General features: G+C 54.6%; 14 protein-coding genes. 9 read left to right on the top strand and 5 right to left on the bottom strand.

All coding sequences use genetic code 11. The features are described 5' to 3' along the window. The first annotated feature begins 278 nt into the window (after window positions 1-278). Window positions 279-4,232: a hybrid sensor histidine kinase/response regulator gene (locus BLV48_RS02350; protein WP_091822467.1), complete on the top strand. Its 3,954-nt coding sequence runs from the start codon at window positions 279-281 to the stop codon at window positions 4,230-4,232. Window positions 4,233-4,281: 49 nt separating this feature from the next. Here BLV48_RS02350 and BLV48_RS02355 read toward each other — a convergent pair whose 3' ends face one another. From BLV48_RS02355 to BLV48_RS02375, 5 genes are all read right to left on the bottom strand, one after another. Continuing rightward, a complete protein-coding gene (locus BLV48_RS02355; RefSeq protein ID WP_091822470.1) occupies window positions 4,282-4,944 on the bottom strand; it encodes a response regulator in 663 nt (220 codons plus the stop codon). Between the two features lie 218 nt (window positions 4,945-5,162). After that, complete coding sequence (acs, locus tag BLV48_RS02360) at window positions 5,163-7,118, bottom strand: acetate--CoA ligase (protein WP_091822473.1); 1,956 nt, start codon at window positions 7,116-7,118, stop codon at window positions 5,163-5,165. A 185-nt stretch (window positions 7,119-7,303) separates the two neighbouring features. After that, window positions 7,304-8,704, bottom strand: coding sequence for a sigma-54-dependent transcriptional regulator (locus BLV48_RS02365; RefSeq protein WP_091822476.1), 1,401 nt, complete (start codon window positions 8,702-8,704; stop codon window positions 7,304-7,306). Beyond that, window positions 8,701-9,771: a sensor histidine kinase gene (locus BLV48_RS02370; protein WP_091822479.1), complete on the bottom strand. Its 1,071-nt coding sequence runs from the start codon at window positions 9,769-9,771 to the stop codon at window positions 8,701-8,703. The genes BLV48_RS02365 and BLV48_RS02370 overlap by 4 nt, the downstream gene beginning before the upstream one ends. After that, window positions 9,768-11,225 (bottom strand): sigma-54 dependent transcriptional regulator, encoded by a 1,458-nt coding sequence (locus BLV48_RS02375; protein WP_091822482.1) that lies wholly within the window; start codon window positions 11,223-11,225, stop codon window positions 9,768-9,770. The genes BLV48_RS02370 and BLV48_RS02375 overlap by 4 nt, the downstream gene beginning before the upstream one ends. Window positions 11,226-11,403: 178 nt before the next feature. On the opposite strand from BLV48_RS02375, the gene BLV48_RS02380 reads away from it, so the two are divergent. The 8 genes from BLV48_RS02380 (at window position 11,404) to BLV48_RS02415 (ending at window position 18,490) form a co-directional block, all read left to right on the top strand. Beyond that, the gene (locus BLV48_RS02380) at window positions 11,404-12,393 is read left to right on the top strand and encodes an NAD-dependent 4,6-dehydratase LegB (protein WP_091822484.1); all 990 of its coding nucleotides are present in this window, start codon (window positions 11,404-11,406) and stop codon (window positions 12,391-12,393) included. Next, window positions 12,386-12,895, top strand: a complete 510-nt coding sequence (locus BLV48_RS02385; protein ID WP_091822487.1) for a hypothetical protein — start codon at window positions 12,386-12,388, stop codon at window positions 12,893-12,895. Before BLV48_RS02380 ends, BLV48_RS02385 begins: the two co-directional genes overlap by 8 nt. Continuing rightward, entirely contained in the window at window positions 12,892-13,527 is a 636-nt protein-coding gene (locus BLV48_RS02390; RefSeq protein WP_091822490.1) for an LbetaH domain-containing protein, read from the top strand. The genes BLV48_RS02385 and BLV48_RS02390 overlap by 4 nt, the downstream gene beginning before the upstream one ends. Then, window positions 13,524-14,528 carry an N-acetylneuraminate synthase gene (gene neuB / locus BLV48_RS02395; RefSeq protein ID WP_091822493.1) on the top strand — a complete coding sequence of 335 codons (1,005 nt, stop codon included), beginning with the start codon at window positions 13,524-13,526 and terminating at the stop codon, window positions 14,526-14,528. Before BLV48_RS02390 ends, neuB begins: the two co-directional genes overlap by 4 nt. Then, on the top strand, window positions 14,525-15,682 hold the full coding sequence (gene neuC / locus BLV48_RS02400; protein WP_091822496.1) for a UDP-N-acetylglucosamine 2-epimerase: 1,158 nt from the start codon (window positions 14,525-14,527) through the stop codon (window positions 15,680-15,682). The genes neuB and neuC overlap by 4 nt, the downstream gene beginning before the upstream one ends. A 57-nt stretch (window positions 15,683-15,739) precedes the next feature. Then, on the top strand, window positions 15,740-16,804 hold the full coding sequence (locus BLV48_RS02405) for a nucleotidyltransferase family protein (protein ID WP_091822499.1): 1,065 nt from the start codon (window positions 15,740-15,742) through the stop codon (window positions 16,802-16,804). Beyond that, a complete protein-coding gene (locus BLV48_RS02410; protein WP_091822501.1) occupies window positions 16,801-17,502 on the top strand; it encodes an acylneuraminate cytidylyltransferase family protein in 702 nt (233 codons plus the stop codon). Before BLV48_RS02405 ends, BLV48_RS02410 begins: the two co-directional genes overlap by 4 nt. A gap of 136 nt (window positions 17,503-17,638) precedes the next feature. After that, complete coding sequence (locus BLV48_RS02415; RefSeq protein ID WP_091822504.1) at window positions 17,639-18,490, top strand: flagellin N-terminal helical domain-containing protein; 852 nt, start codon at window positions 17,639-17,641, stop codon at window positions 18,488-18,490. Window positions 18,491-18,552: the final 62 nt, after the last annotated feature.

An 18,552-nucleotide genomic window follows, 5' to 3' on the forward strand; every position in this document is an offset into this window, starting at 1 on the left:
TTCTTGTTATTGGAGCCGAGAGTAATTCCAGAGTGATCTTGCAGAAAGAACGCACGGAATAAAAGCCCCGACTTTAGTAGAACACTGTATTCCCTGCCGTACCCGAACAAAAATAACATCGAAGAATCAGCATGTTACAAAAACATTCAAAAAACATGATCCGTGGCATGTAATACAATGGTCACAGGCCTTTGGTCCGCTCTGGTGTCCGTAACGGTGCCGACACAAGACTTAGGCGCTACACTAGCCGCCTGATCCACTTGCAAGCGAGATTCGACATGCTATCCGGCTGGACCATCATCCTGATTTCATTGGCCTACTTGGGCCTGCTGTTTGCCATCGCCTACTTTGGTGACAAAAGCAGTGCCGGCAAACAGTGGGCCAGCAACCCGGTCATTTACTCGCTCTCCCTCGCCGTCTACTGCTCCAGTTGGACCTTTTACGGGGCTGTTGGCCGCGCCGTTTCTACCGGTTGGGAATTCGTCGCCACCTACCTGGGGCCAATTCTGGTATTTCTGCTGGCAATGCGTGTCATCGAAAAGGTGTTCACCGTCAGCAAGCAGCAAAACATCACCACCATCGCCGACTTCATCTCTTCACGCTATGGCAAAAGCCAAAGTCTCGCGGTACTGGTGACGCTGATCGCGGTCATGGGGACCATTCCCTATATCGCCCTGCAGTTGAAGGCGGTAGCTATCAGTTACAACGCACTGGCGCCGGGGGCTACCGAAGCCATGAGCAAGGGCAGTGACACCGCCCTGTTTGTTGCACTGTTGATGGCGGTATTTGCCATTCTGTTCGGCACCCGGCACATCGACGCAACTGAACACCACGAAGGACTGGTGCTGGCGGTGGCGTTTGAATCACTGGTCAAACTTGCCGCGTTTGTCGCGGTCGGGCTGTTCGTGATCTTCGGCATTTTTGACGGTTTTCAGGACCTGGCTTGGCAGGTGCAGACACAGCTGCGCGACAACCAGAATTTCAGCAACCCGCTTACCACCGGTTTTCTCACCGAGGTGGTTCTGGCCTGCGCGGCAGCCATCTGCCTGCCACGTCAATTTCATGTCAGCATTGTGGAAAACACCCGACGTCGCAACCTGTACACCGCCCGTTGGCTGTTCCCACTCTATCTGTTGATACTGGGCCTGTTTGTGCTGCCGATCGCCACCGGTGGCATGATCTTTTTCAACGGCAGTAATGTTGATGCCGACACCTATGTACTGATGCTGCCACTTGCAGAGGGCTCGGGCTACCTGGCCACCTTCGCCTTTATTGGTGGACTGTCGGCGGCCACCAGCATGGTGATCGTGGCCAGCATCACGCTGGCTACCATGGTATGTAACGATATCGTAATGCCGCTGCTGTTCCGCATCTCATGGCTGCGCCTGTCACAATCCCGTGATTTGGGCGCCCTGCTGCTGCGTGTGCGGCGCATCACCATCATCTGCCTGTTACTGATGGGCTACTTCTACTACCGCATCCTGGGCGAACAGGGGCCGCTGGCCTCCTTCGGCCTGCTGGCATTCGTGGCAGCGATCCAGTTCCTGCCGGCCATCATCGGCGGCATCTACTGGCGCAGCGGCAACCGCTACGGTGTGCTGGCAGGGCTCAGCGCCGGCTTTCTGCTTTGGGTCTACACTCTGGTGCTGCCGACCCTCAACTCGGCCCGATTGATTCCGGTTGAATGGCTGCCTCAGGTCAGTGACAGCAGCGGTTTACTCAACCCAACCGCCCTGCTTGGCCTGAATGGACTCGACCCATTGACGCACGGTGTGATCTGGAGCCTGGGCGTCAACATCCTGCTGTTTGTGCTGATCTCACGCTTCACCAGCATCCGCTTGGTTGACCGGATTCAGGCCAGTGCCTTTGTGAATACCTCTGCCAAGGGCATTGCCGACCCTTCACGCCATTTCGGGCAAGTGACCGTTGGCGATTTGCAGATGTTGAGCGAGCGGTTTTTGGGTATGAGCCGCACCCGTCAGGCGTTCAGCAGTTTTGGGCAGGGCCGGGGAGAAGGGCCGCCAATGGCAGCCGAAAAGGCGACGCCCGAACTGATTCAGCATACCGAGCGCCTGCTGTCGGGTGCCATCGGCGCCTCATCGGCCCGTATCGTCATGGATTCCACCCTGCGCGGTCGCGAGATGGAGATCGGCGATGTCGTCACCATTGTGGATGAAGCCTCGCAAGCTCTGCGCTTCAACCGCTCGCTGCTGCAATCCACCATCGAGAACATCAGCCTCGGTATCAGCGTAGTGGACCAGCAGATGCGACTGGTCGCCTGGAACCGCCCCTATATAGAGATGTTCAGCTACCCGGAAGGGCTGATCTGTGTCGGTCGCCCAATTGAAGAGGTGTTCCGTTATAACGCCATCAAGGGTGAATACGGGCTGGGAGATGTTGAGCATCAGGTCAGAATGCGACTGGATTCGATCCGCTCCGGAGCCCCGCACAGCTACGAGCGCTATCGTCCCGATGGCACAGTGCTGGAAGTCCGTGGTAACCCGATGCCCAATGGCGGTTACGTCAACACCTACATGGACATCACCGAGCACAAGCGGATCGAGGAGGCACTGCGCGAGAGCGAGCAGAATATCCGCATCTACACCGACAACGTGCCGGTATTGATCGCCTATCTCGACCCGGAATGCCGCTTTCTGTTTATAAACAAGGCCTATGCGGATGCCTTCGGCCTCGATCGGCACAATATTGCCGGCGTACATTGCCTTCAGGCCCTGCCGGAAGAGGAGTACATCAACCGGCGTCACTATATTGGCGCTGTACTGCGAGGTGAGCGACAGCGCTTTGAAACTCGCCTGCCCACACAGGGCGACAGCATCCGTTTTGCCGAGGTGACCTACATCCCTCATATTGGTGAATACGGCGATGTTCTGGGCTACTTCACGCTGTATCAGGACATCACCGAGCGTCGCAAGGCAGAGCAGGCACTGCAAGAGACCAACGAGAACCTGGAACAGCGCGTGCGTGAGCGTACCCATGCACTGTCAGTCGTCAACAAGGAACTGCGCAAGGAGAACACCATCCGTGCCCTGATGGAAGATGAACTGCGCCAGGCCAAGTCCGATGCAGAAGCCGCCAACCTGGGCAAGACCCGCTTCCTGGCCGCCGCCAGCCATGACCTGCTGCAACCGCTCAATGCCGCGCGCCTGTTCAGCTCTGCCCTGGCGCAGCAAAGTCACAGCCGCGAGACCAGCCAGCTGGTGGAAAATCTTGACGGCTCACTCAAGGCGGCGGAAGAACTGATCACCGCCATTCTGGATATATCCAAGCTGGATGCCGGTGCACTGGAACCGACACTGACCCACTTCTCACTGGAGTACCTGTTCCAGACTCTGAATACCGAGTTCAGCGTGCTGGCAAAGGAGAAAGGCCTTGCGTTCCACAGCGTCAATTGCCATCAGGTAGTGTATTCCGACCAGACTCTTCTTCGCCGCATCATGCAGAACTTTCTGTCCAACGCCATGCGCTACACCGCCAGCGGCAAGGTGCTGATGGGGGCACGACGCGAAGGCCAGCAGCTGCGGCTTGAAGTTTGGGATACCGGTGTTGGTATTCCCGATAATAAGCTGCGCGAGGTGTTTGAGGAGTTCAAGCGGATCGACAACCCCAAACACAGTCAGGTGAAGGGGCTGGGACTGGGGCTTGCAATTACCGACCGTATCGCCCGCATGTTGGGGCACCAGCTCAAGGTTCGTTCCTGGCCGGGTCAGGGCACAGTATTCAGCATTACCCTGCCACTGGGGGATGCCTCACTGGCACAGAAACCCAAGCCCGAGCAACGTGGCTGGATACGCAGCAAGGGACTCAACGGCATCAAGGTACTTGTGATCGACAACGAGCCCAAGATTCTGGAAGGAATGAGTGCATTGCTGCAGGGTTGGTCCTGTGATGTGGTGACCGCCCTCTCGGGCGATGAAGCGGTTGCGGTCACACTGGAACGCAGCTGGGTACCGGATATCGTGCTGGCGGATTACCACTTGGGCGAGACCGAGACCGGTGTCATGGCCCTGCGTCAGCTGACCGTACTTGAGAGCCGACCTTCCAATGCAGAATACTTCTCGCCTGCCATTGTGATCACCGCAGATCGCACTGACGAAGTGCGCGACGAGATCGACACGGCTCAGGCACAGCTGCTGACCAAGCCAATCAAGCCGGCGGCACTGCGTGCGATGATCAACAAGATCATTGCTACCTTGAGGGCGGAAAAAGACTGAAAAAAAGGCATGACCCGGGCCGTTATGGCGCCCGGGAAAAGGTGTGGAATCAGACTTCGGTTTTGGGCGGCTCAACGCCCAGACGCTGGGCCGCAATAACCGCTTGAGTACGGCTATGCACACCAAGCTTGCGTAGAATGGCAGTCACGTGGGCCTTGATGGTCGCTTCCGACACACTCAGCTCGTAGGCGATCTGCTTGTTCAAGAGCCCTTCAGTCAACATGGTCAGAACGCGGAACTGCTGCGGTGTCAGGGAGGCAAGCGCCGCCGCAAACTGCTGATCCTCTTCGCTCACATCGCCCATGTTCTCGGTCAGCTCCTGTGGCAACCACTCTTCACCTTCCAATACGGCGGTAATCGCCTCGGAAATGATTTCCAGTGGTGCGGACTTGGGGATAAATCCGGACGCACCGTAATCGATGGCACGTTTCATAACATGCGGCTGTTCACTGCCGGATACCACAACCACCGGCACGCCAGGGTGCTGGCCACGAAGAAACACCAGTCCGGAAAAGCCATGTGTACCCGGCATGTGGATATCCAGAAGCACCAGATCAGCATCGCCGTGTTGTTCGACCTTCTCCTGCACCGCCGCCAGACTGTCGGCTTCGACAATCTCGACACCGGGTACCGCCTGAGTCACCGCTTGTCGCAGCGCTGCGCGAAATAGCGGATGGTCGTCAGCAATAATGATCTTTTGTGCCAGTTGCATGCATCGTCTCCCTCGTTCCTTGGCCCGCTTAAGAGTAGCCGAAGTTGTCGAATGTTGTGCGAATCAGTCAAATAGGGGGCCTTTACTTGGGGGCAATAATACCACCTCATTGTCGACAGTGCTGCACCAAGCTGCGAGTTTGTCGCCAATCCCCAAACAAAAACGCCCGCCGGGTGAGCGGCGGGCGTTTCAATGGCTGTTACCCTGCCGGGCGTTGATCAGCCCTTACGGTTCATGCGGTGCTCAATCAGATCATCCACCACAGTCGGGTCAGCCAAGGTGGAGGTGTCACCCAGCGCACCAAAATCGTCCTCGGCGATCTTGCGCAGAATACGGCGCATGATCTTGCCTGAGCGGGTCTTCGGCATGCCCGGCGCAAACTGGATCAAGTCCGGCGATGCGATCGGGCCGATTTCGGAACGAACCCAGTTGCGCAGCTCTTTCATCAGCTCGTCGCTCGCATCGAAGCCGCTTTGCAGGGTGACATACACATAGATGCCCTGACCCTTAAGATCATGCGGGTAACCGACAACAGCGGCCTCGGCAACAGCCGGATGAGCTACCAGTGCGGACTCGACTTCGGCAGTACCCATGCGGTGGCCGGATACGTTGATGACGTCATCCACACGACCGGTGATCCAGTAGTAGCCGTCTTCATCACGGCGGGCACCGTCACCTGTGGTATACACACCCTTGAAAGTGCTGAAGTAGGTCTGAATGAAGCGCTCATGGTCACCCCAGATCGAACGACTCTGACCCGGCCAAGAGTCCTTGATCACCAGATTGCCTTCACCGGCGCCCTCGATCTCCTTGCCTTCACCATCCAGAAGCGCCGGCTGTACGCCGAAGAACGGACGCGTGGCTGAACCAGGCTTGGTGGCCGTTGCACCCGGCAGTGGAACAATCATGATGCCGCCGGTTTCAGTCTGCCACCAGGTATCCACGATTGGGCACTTACCCTTACCAAAGGTGCGGTGATACCAGGTCCAGGCTTCAGGGTTGATCGGCTCGCCCACAGAGCCCAGCAGCTTGAGACTGGACAGGTCAGAGTCGCCCAGTACATCTTCACCCTGCTGCATCAGTGCACGGATGGCGGTCGGAGCGGTGTAGAACTGATTAACCTTGTGTTTCTCGATCACGCGGCCGAAGCGGCTGTTGTCCGGGTAGCTCGGCACACCTTCAAACATCAGTGTGGTGGCGCCGTTGGCCAGCGGGCCGTAAACGATGTAGCTGTGACCGGTCACCCAGCCCACGTCAGCGGTACACCAGTACACATCACCTTCGTGATAATCGAATACGTACTGATGAGTCATGGCAGCGTACACCATGTAACCGCCAGTAGTGTGTTTGAGACCCTTGGGCGCACCAGTAGAACCGGAGGTGTACAGGATGAACAGCGGTGCTTCAGCGTTCATCGGCTCGGCCGGGCAGTCGTCGGACTGTTCAGCAACAGCGCCTTCGTACCAGACATCGCGACTGTCGTTCCAGGCCACATCCTTATCGACACGCTTGACGACAAAGACGGTCTCGATCAGGTTGCCGGCTTCATGATGATCCAGCGCCTTGTCGACATTTTCTTTCAGCGGTACGACCTTGCCACCGCGCAGCGAGTAGTTGGAGGTGATCACCACCTTCGATTTGGCGCCTTCAATACGGGCTGCCAGTGCTTCCGGCGAGAAGCCACCGAATACGATGGAGTGCACCGCACCCACGCGAGCACAGGCCAGCATGGCAACGGCGGCTTCCGGGATCATCGGCATGTAGAGAGTAACCACATCGCCCTTCTGAACGCCCTTGGCTTTCAGCGCGTTGGCAAAGCGACACACGCGTGCGTGCAGGTCACGGTAGGTAATCTTTTCGTCTTCGCTCGGGTCGTCGCCTTCCCAGATGATCGCGACCTGATCGCCACGGGTTTCCAGGTGGCGATCAAGGCAGTTGTAGGAGGCGTTCAGTTCGCCGTCTTCGTACCATTTGATATCGACAGTGTGCGGATCAAACGTGGTGTTTTTAACCTTGGTGTATGGCTTGAACCAGTCCAGGCGCTTGCCCTGCTCGCCCCAGAAGGCTTCCGGGTCGTTGATCGACTGCTCATACATCGCCTGATATTTATCGTCATCGGCATGCGCCTTGGCAGCAAAAGCCGGATCGACCGGATATACGTTCTGTTCACTCATCGTGATGCCCTTAGCTTGCGTTTTGTTTTTATAACGTGGAACGCCGCACTTATTTATAGTCGCTATTGTCGGCGCGATCGAGTTGATTAATGAGAGGTTATACCGAAGCCACTCGGGTCCCCTGAATTAGACATTGGTCTACTCGAATACCGACAAAAGTCATATACTACACAGTAAGCGTGCACTTACTTACCTGACAGCAATGACTCCAGATCAATTCCCTCTTCTCGCATTCGCGCCAGCTTGTATCGCAGCGTGCGTGGACTGATGCCCAATTTTTCAGCAGCATCCTTTCGGCTGCCTGAAGTGGCGCGCAGGGCCTCTATGATCAGTTGATACTCATGCTGTTTCAGGTCTTTGCCCAACAGGCCCTCGACCAGGTCCATTTCAGGTTCGTCTGTCTCCGCGGGCAGGCTGTCTGACGGGACTGGCTGTGTGGCCCCATTACGCAGCGGGATTGCAGCACTGCCCAGGTGCAGATCAGCGGCCGTAATCCGGTTGCCGGCCTGAAGAATCAGCGCACGCTGGATTACATTATCCAGCTCACGCACATTGCCCGGCCAGTGATGCTCGCACAAACTGCTGGCGGCTGTTGGGTCCAGCGATGCCAGATTGCGACCCATCTTGCGGCAGTGATGTTTGAGCAGGCGCTCGGCCAGCGGGCGGATATCTTCCGGTCGTTCGCGCAGCGGCTGCCATTGCAGCGGGAACACGTTCAGACGGTAGTAGAGATCCTCACGGAACTTTCCCTCCGCCACGGTCTGTTCCAGCTGGCGGTTACTGGTGGCCAGCAGGCGCACATCCAGCAGGATTACCTTGCGCCCACCAATACGCTCCACCTCCTGCTCCTGCAACACTCGCAACAGCTTGGCCTGCAGCCCCAGATCCATCTCGCTGATCTCATCCAACAGCAGCGTACCGCCGTTGGCCTGTTCAAACTTGCCGGGCTGGCTGCTGATGGCGCCGGTGAAAGCGCCCTTTTCATGGCCGAACAAAGTTGCTTCCAGCATGCTCTCGGGAATGGCGGCGCAGTTGATGGCGATAAACGGCTTGTCGGCACGGGGCGAGTGATTGTGGATATATCGTGCCAGCACCTCCTTGCCGGTACCGGACTCACCGGTGATCAGTACGGTAGAGTCGGTTGCCGCCACCCGTTGCGCCAGCTGCAGCAACTGGCGACTGCCCGGTGCTTCAGCCACGGGTTCGTCGTACTGCACCGTCAGCAGGCCCTGCGCATGGGTGCGAATCAGATCAATCAGCTGTTGCGGCTCAAAGGGTTTCATCAGGTAGTCAGCGGCGCCGTTGCGGATCGCGTCCACCGCCCGCTCTACCTGACCATAGGCGGTAATAAGGGCTACCGGCAATGAGGGGGTCTGCTGCTTCAGATGGGCCAGCAGTTGATGGCCGTCCATACCGGGCATGTTCACATCAGAGATCACCATATCCACACTGTCCCGCTTCAGCAACGCCAGCGCGTCCTCACCACTGCCGGCTTCCAGATAGTGGATATCCGCCAGTGCCAGCGTATCGGTAATCGCCTCGCGCAGGTCGATATCATCCTCAACAATCAAGACTTTTACACTCATGCCGACTCCTGTGCGGTGGGATTGATCAGGGGCAGACGGAAGCTCGCACAGGTGCCGACACCCGGTGTCGAAGCCAAAGCAAACTCGCCATGATGCGCTCTTGCCATCACCTGGGCGATGGCAAGGCCAAGTCCCGTGCCATGTGATTTGGTAGTGTAGAAGGGCTCCTGCGCCCGCTTCAGTGTAGCGGCATCCATGCCCGGGCCATCATCAATCACTTCAAGCAGTAGTCTGTCTCCCTCTTGGGCCAGACGCAGCGTGAGCTCAGAGCCCTCTTCGCAGGCCTGCAGGGCGTTGTTAACCAGATTGAGCACTGCCCCAAGCAGGGCTTCGAGATTGCACTGGATCACCACATCAGGTGCTTCGTTGATGCAATCACAATCTGCATCGTGCTGGCTCAAAGGCTGATCCAGCAAGTCTTCCAACCTTGCCATCAAGGTACGGCCATCAACACGGTCTTCCAATCGGGTTTCACCGCGGGCGAAGATCAACATGTCACGCACCTGCTGCTCCAGGTGAGTCAGGCGCGATTTAACCTTGCCGGCAAAGCGGATCCGCTTGTCATCATCCAGCTGCGGTGCCATCAAGTGGCTGGCGTAGAGCAGTGCCGCCGACAGCGGTGTGCGCACTTGATGCGCCAGCGAGGCCATCATCCGTCCCATTTCCGACAGCCGCTGGTAATGGTGCAGCTGCTCCTGCAGCGTACGGGTGTGGGTCTGATCGGTGATAAACACCAGCTGGCCCGGTTCGCCATCCAATGCCTGTGTCGACAGACTTACACGGCGGCCGTTCTTCAGCGATACCTCATGACCATCGTCTGGCCTCGGTGCAAAACACTGATTGATCACCTCCAGCCAGGTTTTATTGGCCAACTCTATCCCCAGCAACAACACCGCAGCCGGGTTGAATTCGGTAATACGTCCGGTTTGACCGATAACCAGCACTCCGCCGGGCATGCGATCAATCAGGCGGCGCAGGCGCTCAAGGGCCACCCTGTCGGCCTGAAGTACAGACACCTGACGTTCAAGTTCGGCGATCCGTTGTTGCAGCTGTTGGTGTTCAGTCACTGGCGTTCAATCCCGTATTTGCGCATTTTTTCCACCAGTGTGGTACGCCGAATCTGCAGCAGGCGCGCCGCTTTCGATACTACCTGATCGGTCGCATCAAGTGCCTGATGGATCAAGCGTTGCTCATGGGATTCCAGCCAGGCCTTGAGATCAACCCCCTCGGCAGGCAGTGCCTCAACAGCGGCAACTTCGGCGGATACGACAGGTTGCTCTGTATCGACCTGCAGCGGCAACTCAGGCCGCGCATAACGTTCAGGGTCCGGCTCTTCAATATGGCGAAACTTGGGCGGCAGCTCCGACACCCCGATCACACCGCCGGGGTGGATGATACTGAGCCGCTCAACCAGATTGGCCAGCTCCCTTACGTTGCCCGGCCAGGGGTGCAGGCGCAAAGACTCCAGCGCGGCGGGATGGAACTGCAGTCGGCCGGAGCCGGTCTCATCCAATTGCTGACTCAGATTATTGATCAGCAGTGGCAGATCCTCCAGTCGGTCGCGCAGTGCCGGCATTTCGATGGGGAATACATTGAGGCGGTAATACAGATCTTCGCGGAACTGCCCATCCTGAATCATCAGCTCCAGGTTCTTGTGGGTCGCGGTAACGATGCGCACATCCACTTCCAGTGTTTTGCTGCCCCCCACCCGCTCAAACTGCCTCTCCTGCAACACACGCAGCAGCTTGACCTGCATCGGCAGCGGCATATCACCGATTTCGTCCAGAAACAGCGTACCGCCGTTGGCGAGTTCAAACCGACCGGGTCGGCTGGAGATAGCACCGGTAAACGCCCCTTTTTCATGGCCGAACAGCTCACTTTCGAGCAGCTCGGATGGAATGGCGCCACAATTGACCGGCACAAAAGGCCCGTCACGGCGCGGCGAATGCTCATGCAGGCAACGCGCCACCACCTCCTTGCCGGTACCGGACTCACCGGTAATCAGGACACTGATATCACGTGGCGCCACCTGAGCAATAAGGTGCCGGATCTCGCGAATGGGCGCACTCTGGCCGACAAAACCCGGCATATCCGGCAGTGCTCGCGGCTCAGTTATGCCACGCTCACGCAGAAGGGCACATTGATGCAGCCAATCCAGTAACTGTGGATAACGATAAGGCTGCGCCAGCACGCCCAGAATACCGGACTGCGCAAATGCAGCCTGATCCAGCTCTGGCCAGTCACAGGTCAACAGCTTAGGGATAACCGGACCCCGATCCAGCTCGGCGACCAGTTTATTCAGCGCAATTGGCAGACTGCTCTCCCCAATCAACACTACCCCCACCGAGTCCAGCGCAAATGCCCTACTCTGCTGTAGCCAGCTTACAAAGTCAAAAACATGACACTCAAGCTCGATAAACTGCAAACAGGCACGCAAGGTCTCACGCCTGTCAGCATCGTCATCGATGATAAGAGCTTGGAAAGGAGGCTGGTCAGAAACTCCACTGTTGGTTATGCTCATGGGGGTGTCCGGGCATTGTCAGGATTCTGACAATCTACCGAATAGAGAAAGGATGTCAATAGATTGACGTAATGGTTTTTTGTTGGGCCACCCTTAATAATTAAGTCCTGTTACCGATACACCTAATAGGATGAAAGCGGTACACAAACTCGCAATGCTTGAAAGCCCAGGAGCAAGCATGACACAGGCAAGAACAGCACTGGTTACTGGTGCAGATGGATTTATCGGCTCACACCTGACTGAGCTCCTCGTCCGAGAAGGCTACAATGTCAAAGCATTGTCACAGTACAACTCCTTCAACCATTGGGGCTGGTTGGAAAATATTGATTGCCTGAACGATATAGAGGTATTGAACGGCGATATTCGTGATCCGCACTACTGCAAACACATCACAAAAGACACTGATGTTGTGTTTCATTTGGCCGCCTTAATCGCAATCCCCTACTCCTACCTGGCTCCGCAAAGTTACATGGAAACCAATGTCAACGGTACGTTGAATATATGTCAGGCAGCTCTCGATAACGGTGTTGAGCGGATCATTCATACCTCAACAAGTGAGGTATACGGTACCGCGCAGTACGTGCCTATCGATGAAAATCACCCGTTGCAACCTCAGTCACCCTATAGCGCATCCAAAATCGGCGCTGATGCAATGGCCATGAGCTTCCACAACGCTTTTGGCCTTCCATTGACCATCGCACGCCCTTTCAACACCTATGGCCCTCGCCAATCTGCACGCGCCGTTATTCCCACAATCATCAGCCAGATAGCATCCGGGATGAAAGAGATCCAATTGGGCGACCTGAGTCCGACACGAGACTTCAACTACGTCACAGACACTTGCGCAGGCTTTTTGGCACTGGCTGCAGCTCCAGAGGCAATTGGCGAAACGGTTAATATCGCCTCAAACTACGAAGTCTCCATCCGGGACACCTTGGAGCTCATCCGAGAACTCATGGGTAGCGATGTACAGTTCATTACGGATGAACAACGTTTACGACCCGGCAAGTCCGAAGTATTCAGACTCTGGGGCTGTAACAAGAAGCTGCATGGCCTGACAGGCTTTACACCTGCTTTTGACTTGCGTTCGGGCCTCACGGAAACCATCGAGTGGTTCACCCGACCTAAAAACCTGCGTCAATATAAAGCCGGCATTTACAATGTCTGATACAGCCGCTCGGCAGCTTGTTGGAAGGGTTGACTTGATACATGGCACCCGTGATTGCCACATAACGCCGATGGCAGATACCGTTGAATCTTTGGGCAGGCTATACAAAGGCCGTCACGCCGACACCTTTGGCGCGTTGAGAACGCTCAGATTTATCGGTTCACAACTGGAGCAACTTGAAGCCCCTCTCGAAGCCAAGTGCGTGTCGGCTTCGGCATTTCAAATTGTACCATCCAGAACACACGTGGCATTGATAAACGAGCCAAAGGATTGTCGTTTAAATTACTGGCTGAACGCGATTTTTTGTGAAAATGAGGCCCACAGGAGTGCGTTGCTGAAAACAACAAGTCAACAAGGAGGTATGATGCGTCCAACCGGGACTCTGATGAACCACCCAAACATGCATCATGATTGCCGTCGCGGCGACCATAGCACCGCCGAGTGGTTTGGGGCACGAGTCGTCAATTTGACAAGTAGTGTTGTGATCAAGTGGCCACCGTGAACAGGATAGGCATCTTTGGTACATCAGGTATGGCTCGCGAGACAGGTGACATCGCTTGGGCTCTCGGGCTTGAGCCAGTCTATGTGGCGCGGGATGAAAGCGAGCTGGGTGCCTGGAACTTCTCTGCTCAGATAATACTGGAGCAGGACATAGGGCAGTACACCGAGATGCCATATGTCATTGGAATAGGTGAAGGCAGTATTCGTAAAGCCGTTGCCAGACGTTTTAGGGATCAGCTCAGGTTCACTAACCTGATTCATCCAAGTGCCACGTTTGGCACGGCACAACGGGAAGTACTTGAAAGCTGTATGGGCACAGTCGTTGCGGCGGGTGCACGTTTTACCAGTGGCATATCCGTGGGTGATTTTTGCATATTCAATCAGAACACCACTATTGCGCACGACTGTGTGGTGGGGAGTTTTGTTCATGTAGCGCCAGGTGCAAATATATCAGGAAATGTATATTTACAGGATGGCTGCTGGATAGGTGCTGGTGCCGTAATTAATCAGGGCAATCTAACCAAGAAGCTTAAAGTTGGTGACAACACAGTCGTTGGCTCTGGTGCAGTAGTGACCAACGATTGCGCCCCAAATGCCGTGTATGTGGGTGTGCCCGCAAAGAGGGTTAAATGAAGACACTTATTATCGCAGAAGCAGGCGTTAACCATAACGGTGACATGGGGCTAGCGAAAGAACTGGTTGCAGCTGCGGCAGACACCGGCGCTGATTTAGTAAAGTTCCAGACATTTATTGCCACTAATATTATCTCGCGCCATGCACCCAAGGCAGAGTATCAAAAGGGTGCAACCGACCCGCAAGAGTCACAGCAGGAGATGGTACGTAAATTAGAGCTGACACGAGACAACCACCTTGAGTTGATCGATGAGTGTAAGAAGCAGGGTATAGGCTTTTTCACCACCGCCTTTGATAAAAACAGCATAGACCTTCTGGATGAGCTAGGTGGGTTAGATATTGTTAAAGTGCCTTCTGGCGAGTTAACCAATCTTCCTTATCTGCGTTACCTTACCCGGCATGGGCATCAGGTCTTGCTCTCGACGGGCATGGCTAACCTGGGGGAGATCGAAGCAGCAATAAACGTAGTAGAGCAAGCGGGTACCCCCAGGAACAAGATCACAGTTCTGCATTGCACCACTGAGTATCCGACACCCATGGAAGATGTAAACCTCCTTGCAATGGTCAATATTGGTAAGGCTTTTGGCGTAAGCGTGGGTTATTCGGATCACACGCCTGGTATCGAAGTACCTATCGCAGCTGTTGCGCTGGGTGCGACAGTGATTGAAAAACACTTCACGCTGGATCGTAACCTTCCCGGACCGGATCACCGAGCCAGTCTGGAGCCAGGTGAACTCACGGCCATGGTGCAGGGCATACGGAATATTGAAAAGGCACTGGGTGATGGCATCAAACGCCCCAGTCCGAGTGAATTGAAGAACAAACCGATCGCCCGCAAATCCATCGTTGCAGCCCGTCCAATCAAAGCCGGCGAAGCGTTCAGCGAAGAAAATCTCATGGCAAAACGTCCGGGAACAGGGGTTTCTCCCATGCATTGGGATGATGTTATTGGCCGTACTGCGAGCAGGGATTTCAACGAAGACGAGTTGATCGAGCTATGAGTCGCAAAATCTGTGTTGTTACCGGCACCCGTGCTGAATTTGGTTTGCTACGCTGGCTGATGGAAGCTATCAACAATCATCCAGAATTAACACTTCAAGTTGTTGCAACAGGGATGCATTTGTCACCGGAGTTTGGCTCCACCTACCGGGAAATCGAAGAAGCAGGCTTTAAAATCGATGCCAAGGTGGAAATGCTGCTTAGCTCAGACACCAACACCGCCATCACCAAATCCATGGGACTCTGCCTGATCGGCTTTGCGGATGCTTATGAACGCCTGGCACCCGATATGCTAGTCGTATTGGGTGACCGGTTTGAAATTTTTGCCGCCACTTCAGCTGCCATGATTGCCGGCATCCCCATTGCACACCTGCATGGTGGCGAGACTACGGAAGGCGCATTTGACGAAGCCATCCGCCATTCCATTACTAAAATGTCCCACCTTCACTTTGTAGCAGCTGATGAATATCGCAGGCGTGTTATTCAGTTAGGTGAACACCCGGACCGGGTATTCAATGTGGGTGGAATGGGCATTGATGCCATCAAGCGTATCAAGCTGTTGAACCGGGAAGAACTGGAACGCTCACTTGATTTTTCTCTTGGCAAAAAAAACCTGTTGATCACCTTTCACCCGGTGACACTCGAAGGTGATGCCAGCTCTGTTATACAGATGCGGGAGCTACTGGCTGCATTAGCTGAACTGCAGGATACTACCCTGATCTTCACCATGCCTAACGCCGATACCGGTGGTCGGGAACTGGGAACACTGGTACAGCAGTTTGTGGAAAAGAACCCACGCGCCAAGGTATTTACATCCCTCGGTCAGCTGCGATACCTCTCTTGCTTGGCCCAGGTCGATGGCGTTGTGGGCAATTCCTCCAGCGGCTTGGCGGAAGCTCCATCATTCAATATCGGTACCATCAACATTGGCGACCGCCAAGAGGGACGATTAAAGGCAAGTAGTGTAATTGATTGCCTACCGTCCAAACATGAAATTCTTGATGCCATAAGACATATGTATTCCCCCAGGTTCCAACAAATGCTGCAAACGGTTGAAAACCCTTACGGTCAAGGAAATGCGTGTGAATCTATTATTACGCACCTGACTAACACCCCTCTTGAAAATATTCTCAAAAAAAGGTTTTACGATCTTTAATCGACCAAGGGGCAACAAAACTGTTGAACCACTGTGATCTCAATTTAAGGTAAGCCTATGAAACGCTGGCAAGACACCCTTATCCAACCGAATGCAACGCTTCAGCAGGCAATTCAACAGATGGACAGCTCTGCTCAGGGCATTCTGCTCGTCACTGACGCAGAACAACACTTATTGGGCACAGTAACAGATGGCGATGTTCGCCGCGCTCTGTTGAAGCATATGGGGCTTGAAACTGCGATCCATCAAGTCATGAACGATCAACCGCGAAGTGCCAGTTCCGAATGGAGTCGCTCTCGATTGCTCGCGCTTATGGAACAGCAACACCTTTTACACCTCCCTATCGTTGGTCACTCAGGCAGAGTCATTGGCCTTGAGACGTTGCAACGTCTTCTGGACAAGCGCCAGCTTGATAACCCGATTTTCCTGATGGCCGGAGGGTTCGGTACGCGACTGCGTCCACTTACTCATAACTGCCCCAAGCCCATGCTAAAAGTAGGCGGCAAGCCTATTCTTGAGCTCATTTTGCAGAATTTTATAGATGCCGGCTTTTACCGCTTTTTCATCTCTACACACTATATGCCGGATGTAATTCGCAACCACTTTGGTGATGGGCGCAACTGGGGCGTAAGCATTGAATACATTCATGAGGAAAGCCCGCTGGGAACTGCCGGAGCACTGGGCTTGCTGCCTCAGCAAGAAATCGACCGGCCTATGTTCTTGATGAATGGCGACCTGTTAACTCGGCTTGATTATCGCAAGTTGCTTGATTTCCATGAGCAGAGCCAGGCTATCGCAACCATGTGCGTGCGCGAGTATGAACACCAGGTACCTTATGGCGTCATTGAGAGTAATGGCAGCTGCATCACCTCTATCACCGAAAAACCAACCCAGCACTTTTTCATTAACGCTGGCATCTATTTGCTTTCACCCGAGCTTGTCAGAAGTGTAACGCCTGGTACCAGAATCGATATGCCCACCCTGTTACAGCAAGCAATCGACCAAAGCCAACATGTCAGTATGTTTCCCATTCATGAGTATTGGCTGGATATAGGTCGCATGGAAGACTTTCGTCGCGCACAAGATGAAGTGGCAGATGTATTAGCGGGTCTGATGACATGACGCAACAGCTTGATATCGTAGCCATTATCCCGGCACGTGCCGGCAGTAAACGACTGCCAGGCAAAAACATGTTGCCACTGGCCGGTAAACCGTTGATTCAATGGTCACTGGATGCTGCGAAAGAGTCCGGAGTCGTTGATTTAACTCTGGTGACTTCCGATGATCCAGCCGTGCTGGAACTTGCCCGGCAGCAGGACGTTATGGCCATCAAGCGGCCCCTTGAGCTCGCAAGCGACACAGCAACCACTGTTGACGCGGTACTGAATGCTCTTCAGCAACTTGAATCGAAGGGCTACAGTGCCCAACGAGTAGTATTGCTGCAACCTACGTCACCTCTCAGAACCGCCCAAAATATACAGTCAGCAGTACAACGCATGGAGGAAACAAGTGCCACAAGCATTGTTTCCGTTTGCGCAATGGATCACACACCTCTTTGGGCCAACACCTTGCCACACGATGGAAATATGGATCAGTTCCTGTCCACCGAACTGATTAACAAACGCAGTCAAGACTTGCCAACCTACTACCGCCTCAACGGCGCCGTTTACTTGATTAATAAACAGGCATTAATCGATCATCATAATTTTTTTGTTCCCCCTACCTATGCTCTTCTTATGGATAGAACCAACTCAGTTGATATCGATACGGCGGAAGACTTGGTATTCGCAGAGTTTCTTTCGCGACAACAAAGCAACTGACATCGCAACAGGCTTGCAAATCAAAAAAATGTTGTTTTATGGCTAAAGAACCCTTGGGGGCGGCCGCTAACAGGTTCATGGAGGCATCATGCCGCTAACAATTTAAGCTCAAGTGATCGTCTAGAAGGAGACCTTCATGGCCAGTGTAGTCAACACTAACATCATGTCCCTCAACGCGCAGAACAGCCTGTCGCGTACCAACAGCTCACTGCAAACTGCCATGGAACGTCTGTCTTCTGGCCTGCGTGTTAACAGCGCCAAGGACGATGCTGCGGGCCTGGCAATCTCCAACCGCATGACCTCACAGATCCGTGGTATGACCGTAGCACAGCGCAACGCCAACGACGGCATCTCCGTTGCTCAGGTTGCGGAAGGTTCCATGCAGACCATCACCGATACCTTGCAGCGTATGCGTGACCTCTCAGTGCAGGCAGCCAACTCCGGTGGTCTGAGTGACGGTGACAAGGACAAACTGAATACCGAGTTCGCTCAGTTAAAAGAAGAGATCGGTCGAATTATCGGTAATACTGATTTCAATGGTAAAAAAGTGCTTCAGGGCTCTTTGTCCGCCGGCGGTACGTTTCAGGTTGGCTACAGCACTGCGGCTGATAATCAGATCACTATTTCCGTTGCAAACCTGTCCGACGTTTCAGGTTTGGATACAATCATGGCTGCAGGCACTGCAATCAGCGCGGGTCAAAGTGCTTCTAATATTCACAGTGTTATCAACAATATTGATATCGCAATACAGAAGATTGATACAGCCCGCTCTGACTTGGGTGCGATTCAGAACCGCTTTAGCGCCACCATCGACAACCTGTCAAACGCGATTGAGAACCAGAGTGCTGCGCGTTCACGTATCGTGGATGCCGACTTTGCGGTAGAGACTGCCAACCTGAGCCGCTCCCAGATTCTGCAGCAGGCCGGTACCTCAATGTTGGCACAGGCCAACCAGGCACCTCAGTCCGTATTGAGCTTGCTGGGTTAATTCACTCGGATACCAAGCTTAAACACCTCAGCACTGATACCCGCTCACCCTTTCGGTTGGCG

Origin of the sequence: Marinobacterium iners DSM 11526 (assembly GCF_900107855.1) — a bacterium.
Classification (GTDB): domain Bacteria; phylum Pseudomonadota; class Gammaproteobacteria; order Pseudomonadales; family Balneatricaceae; genus Marinobacterium; species Marinobacterium iners.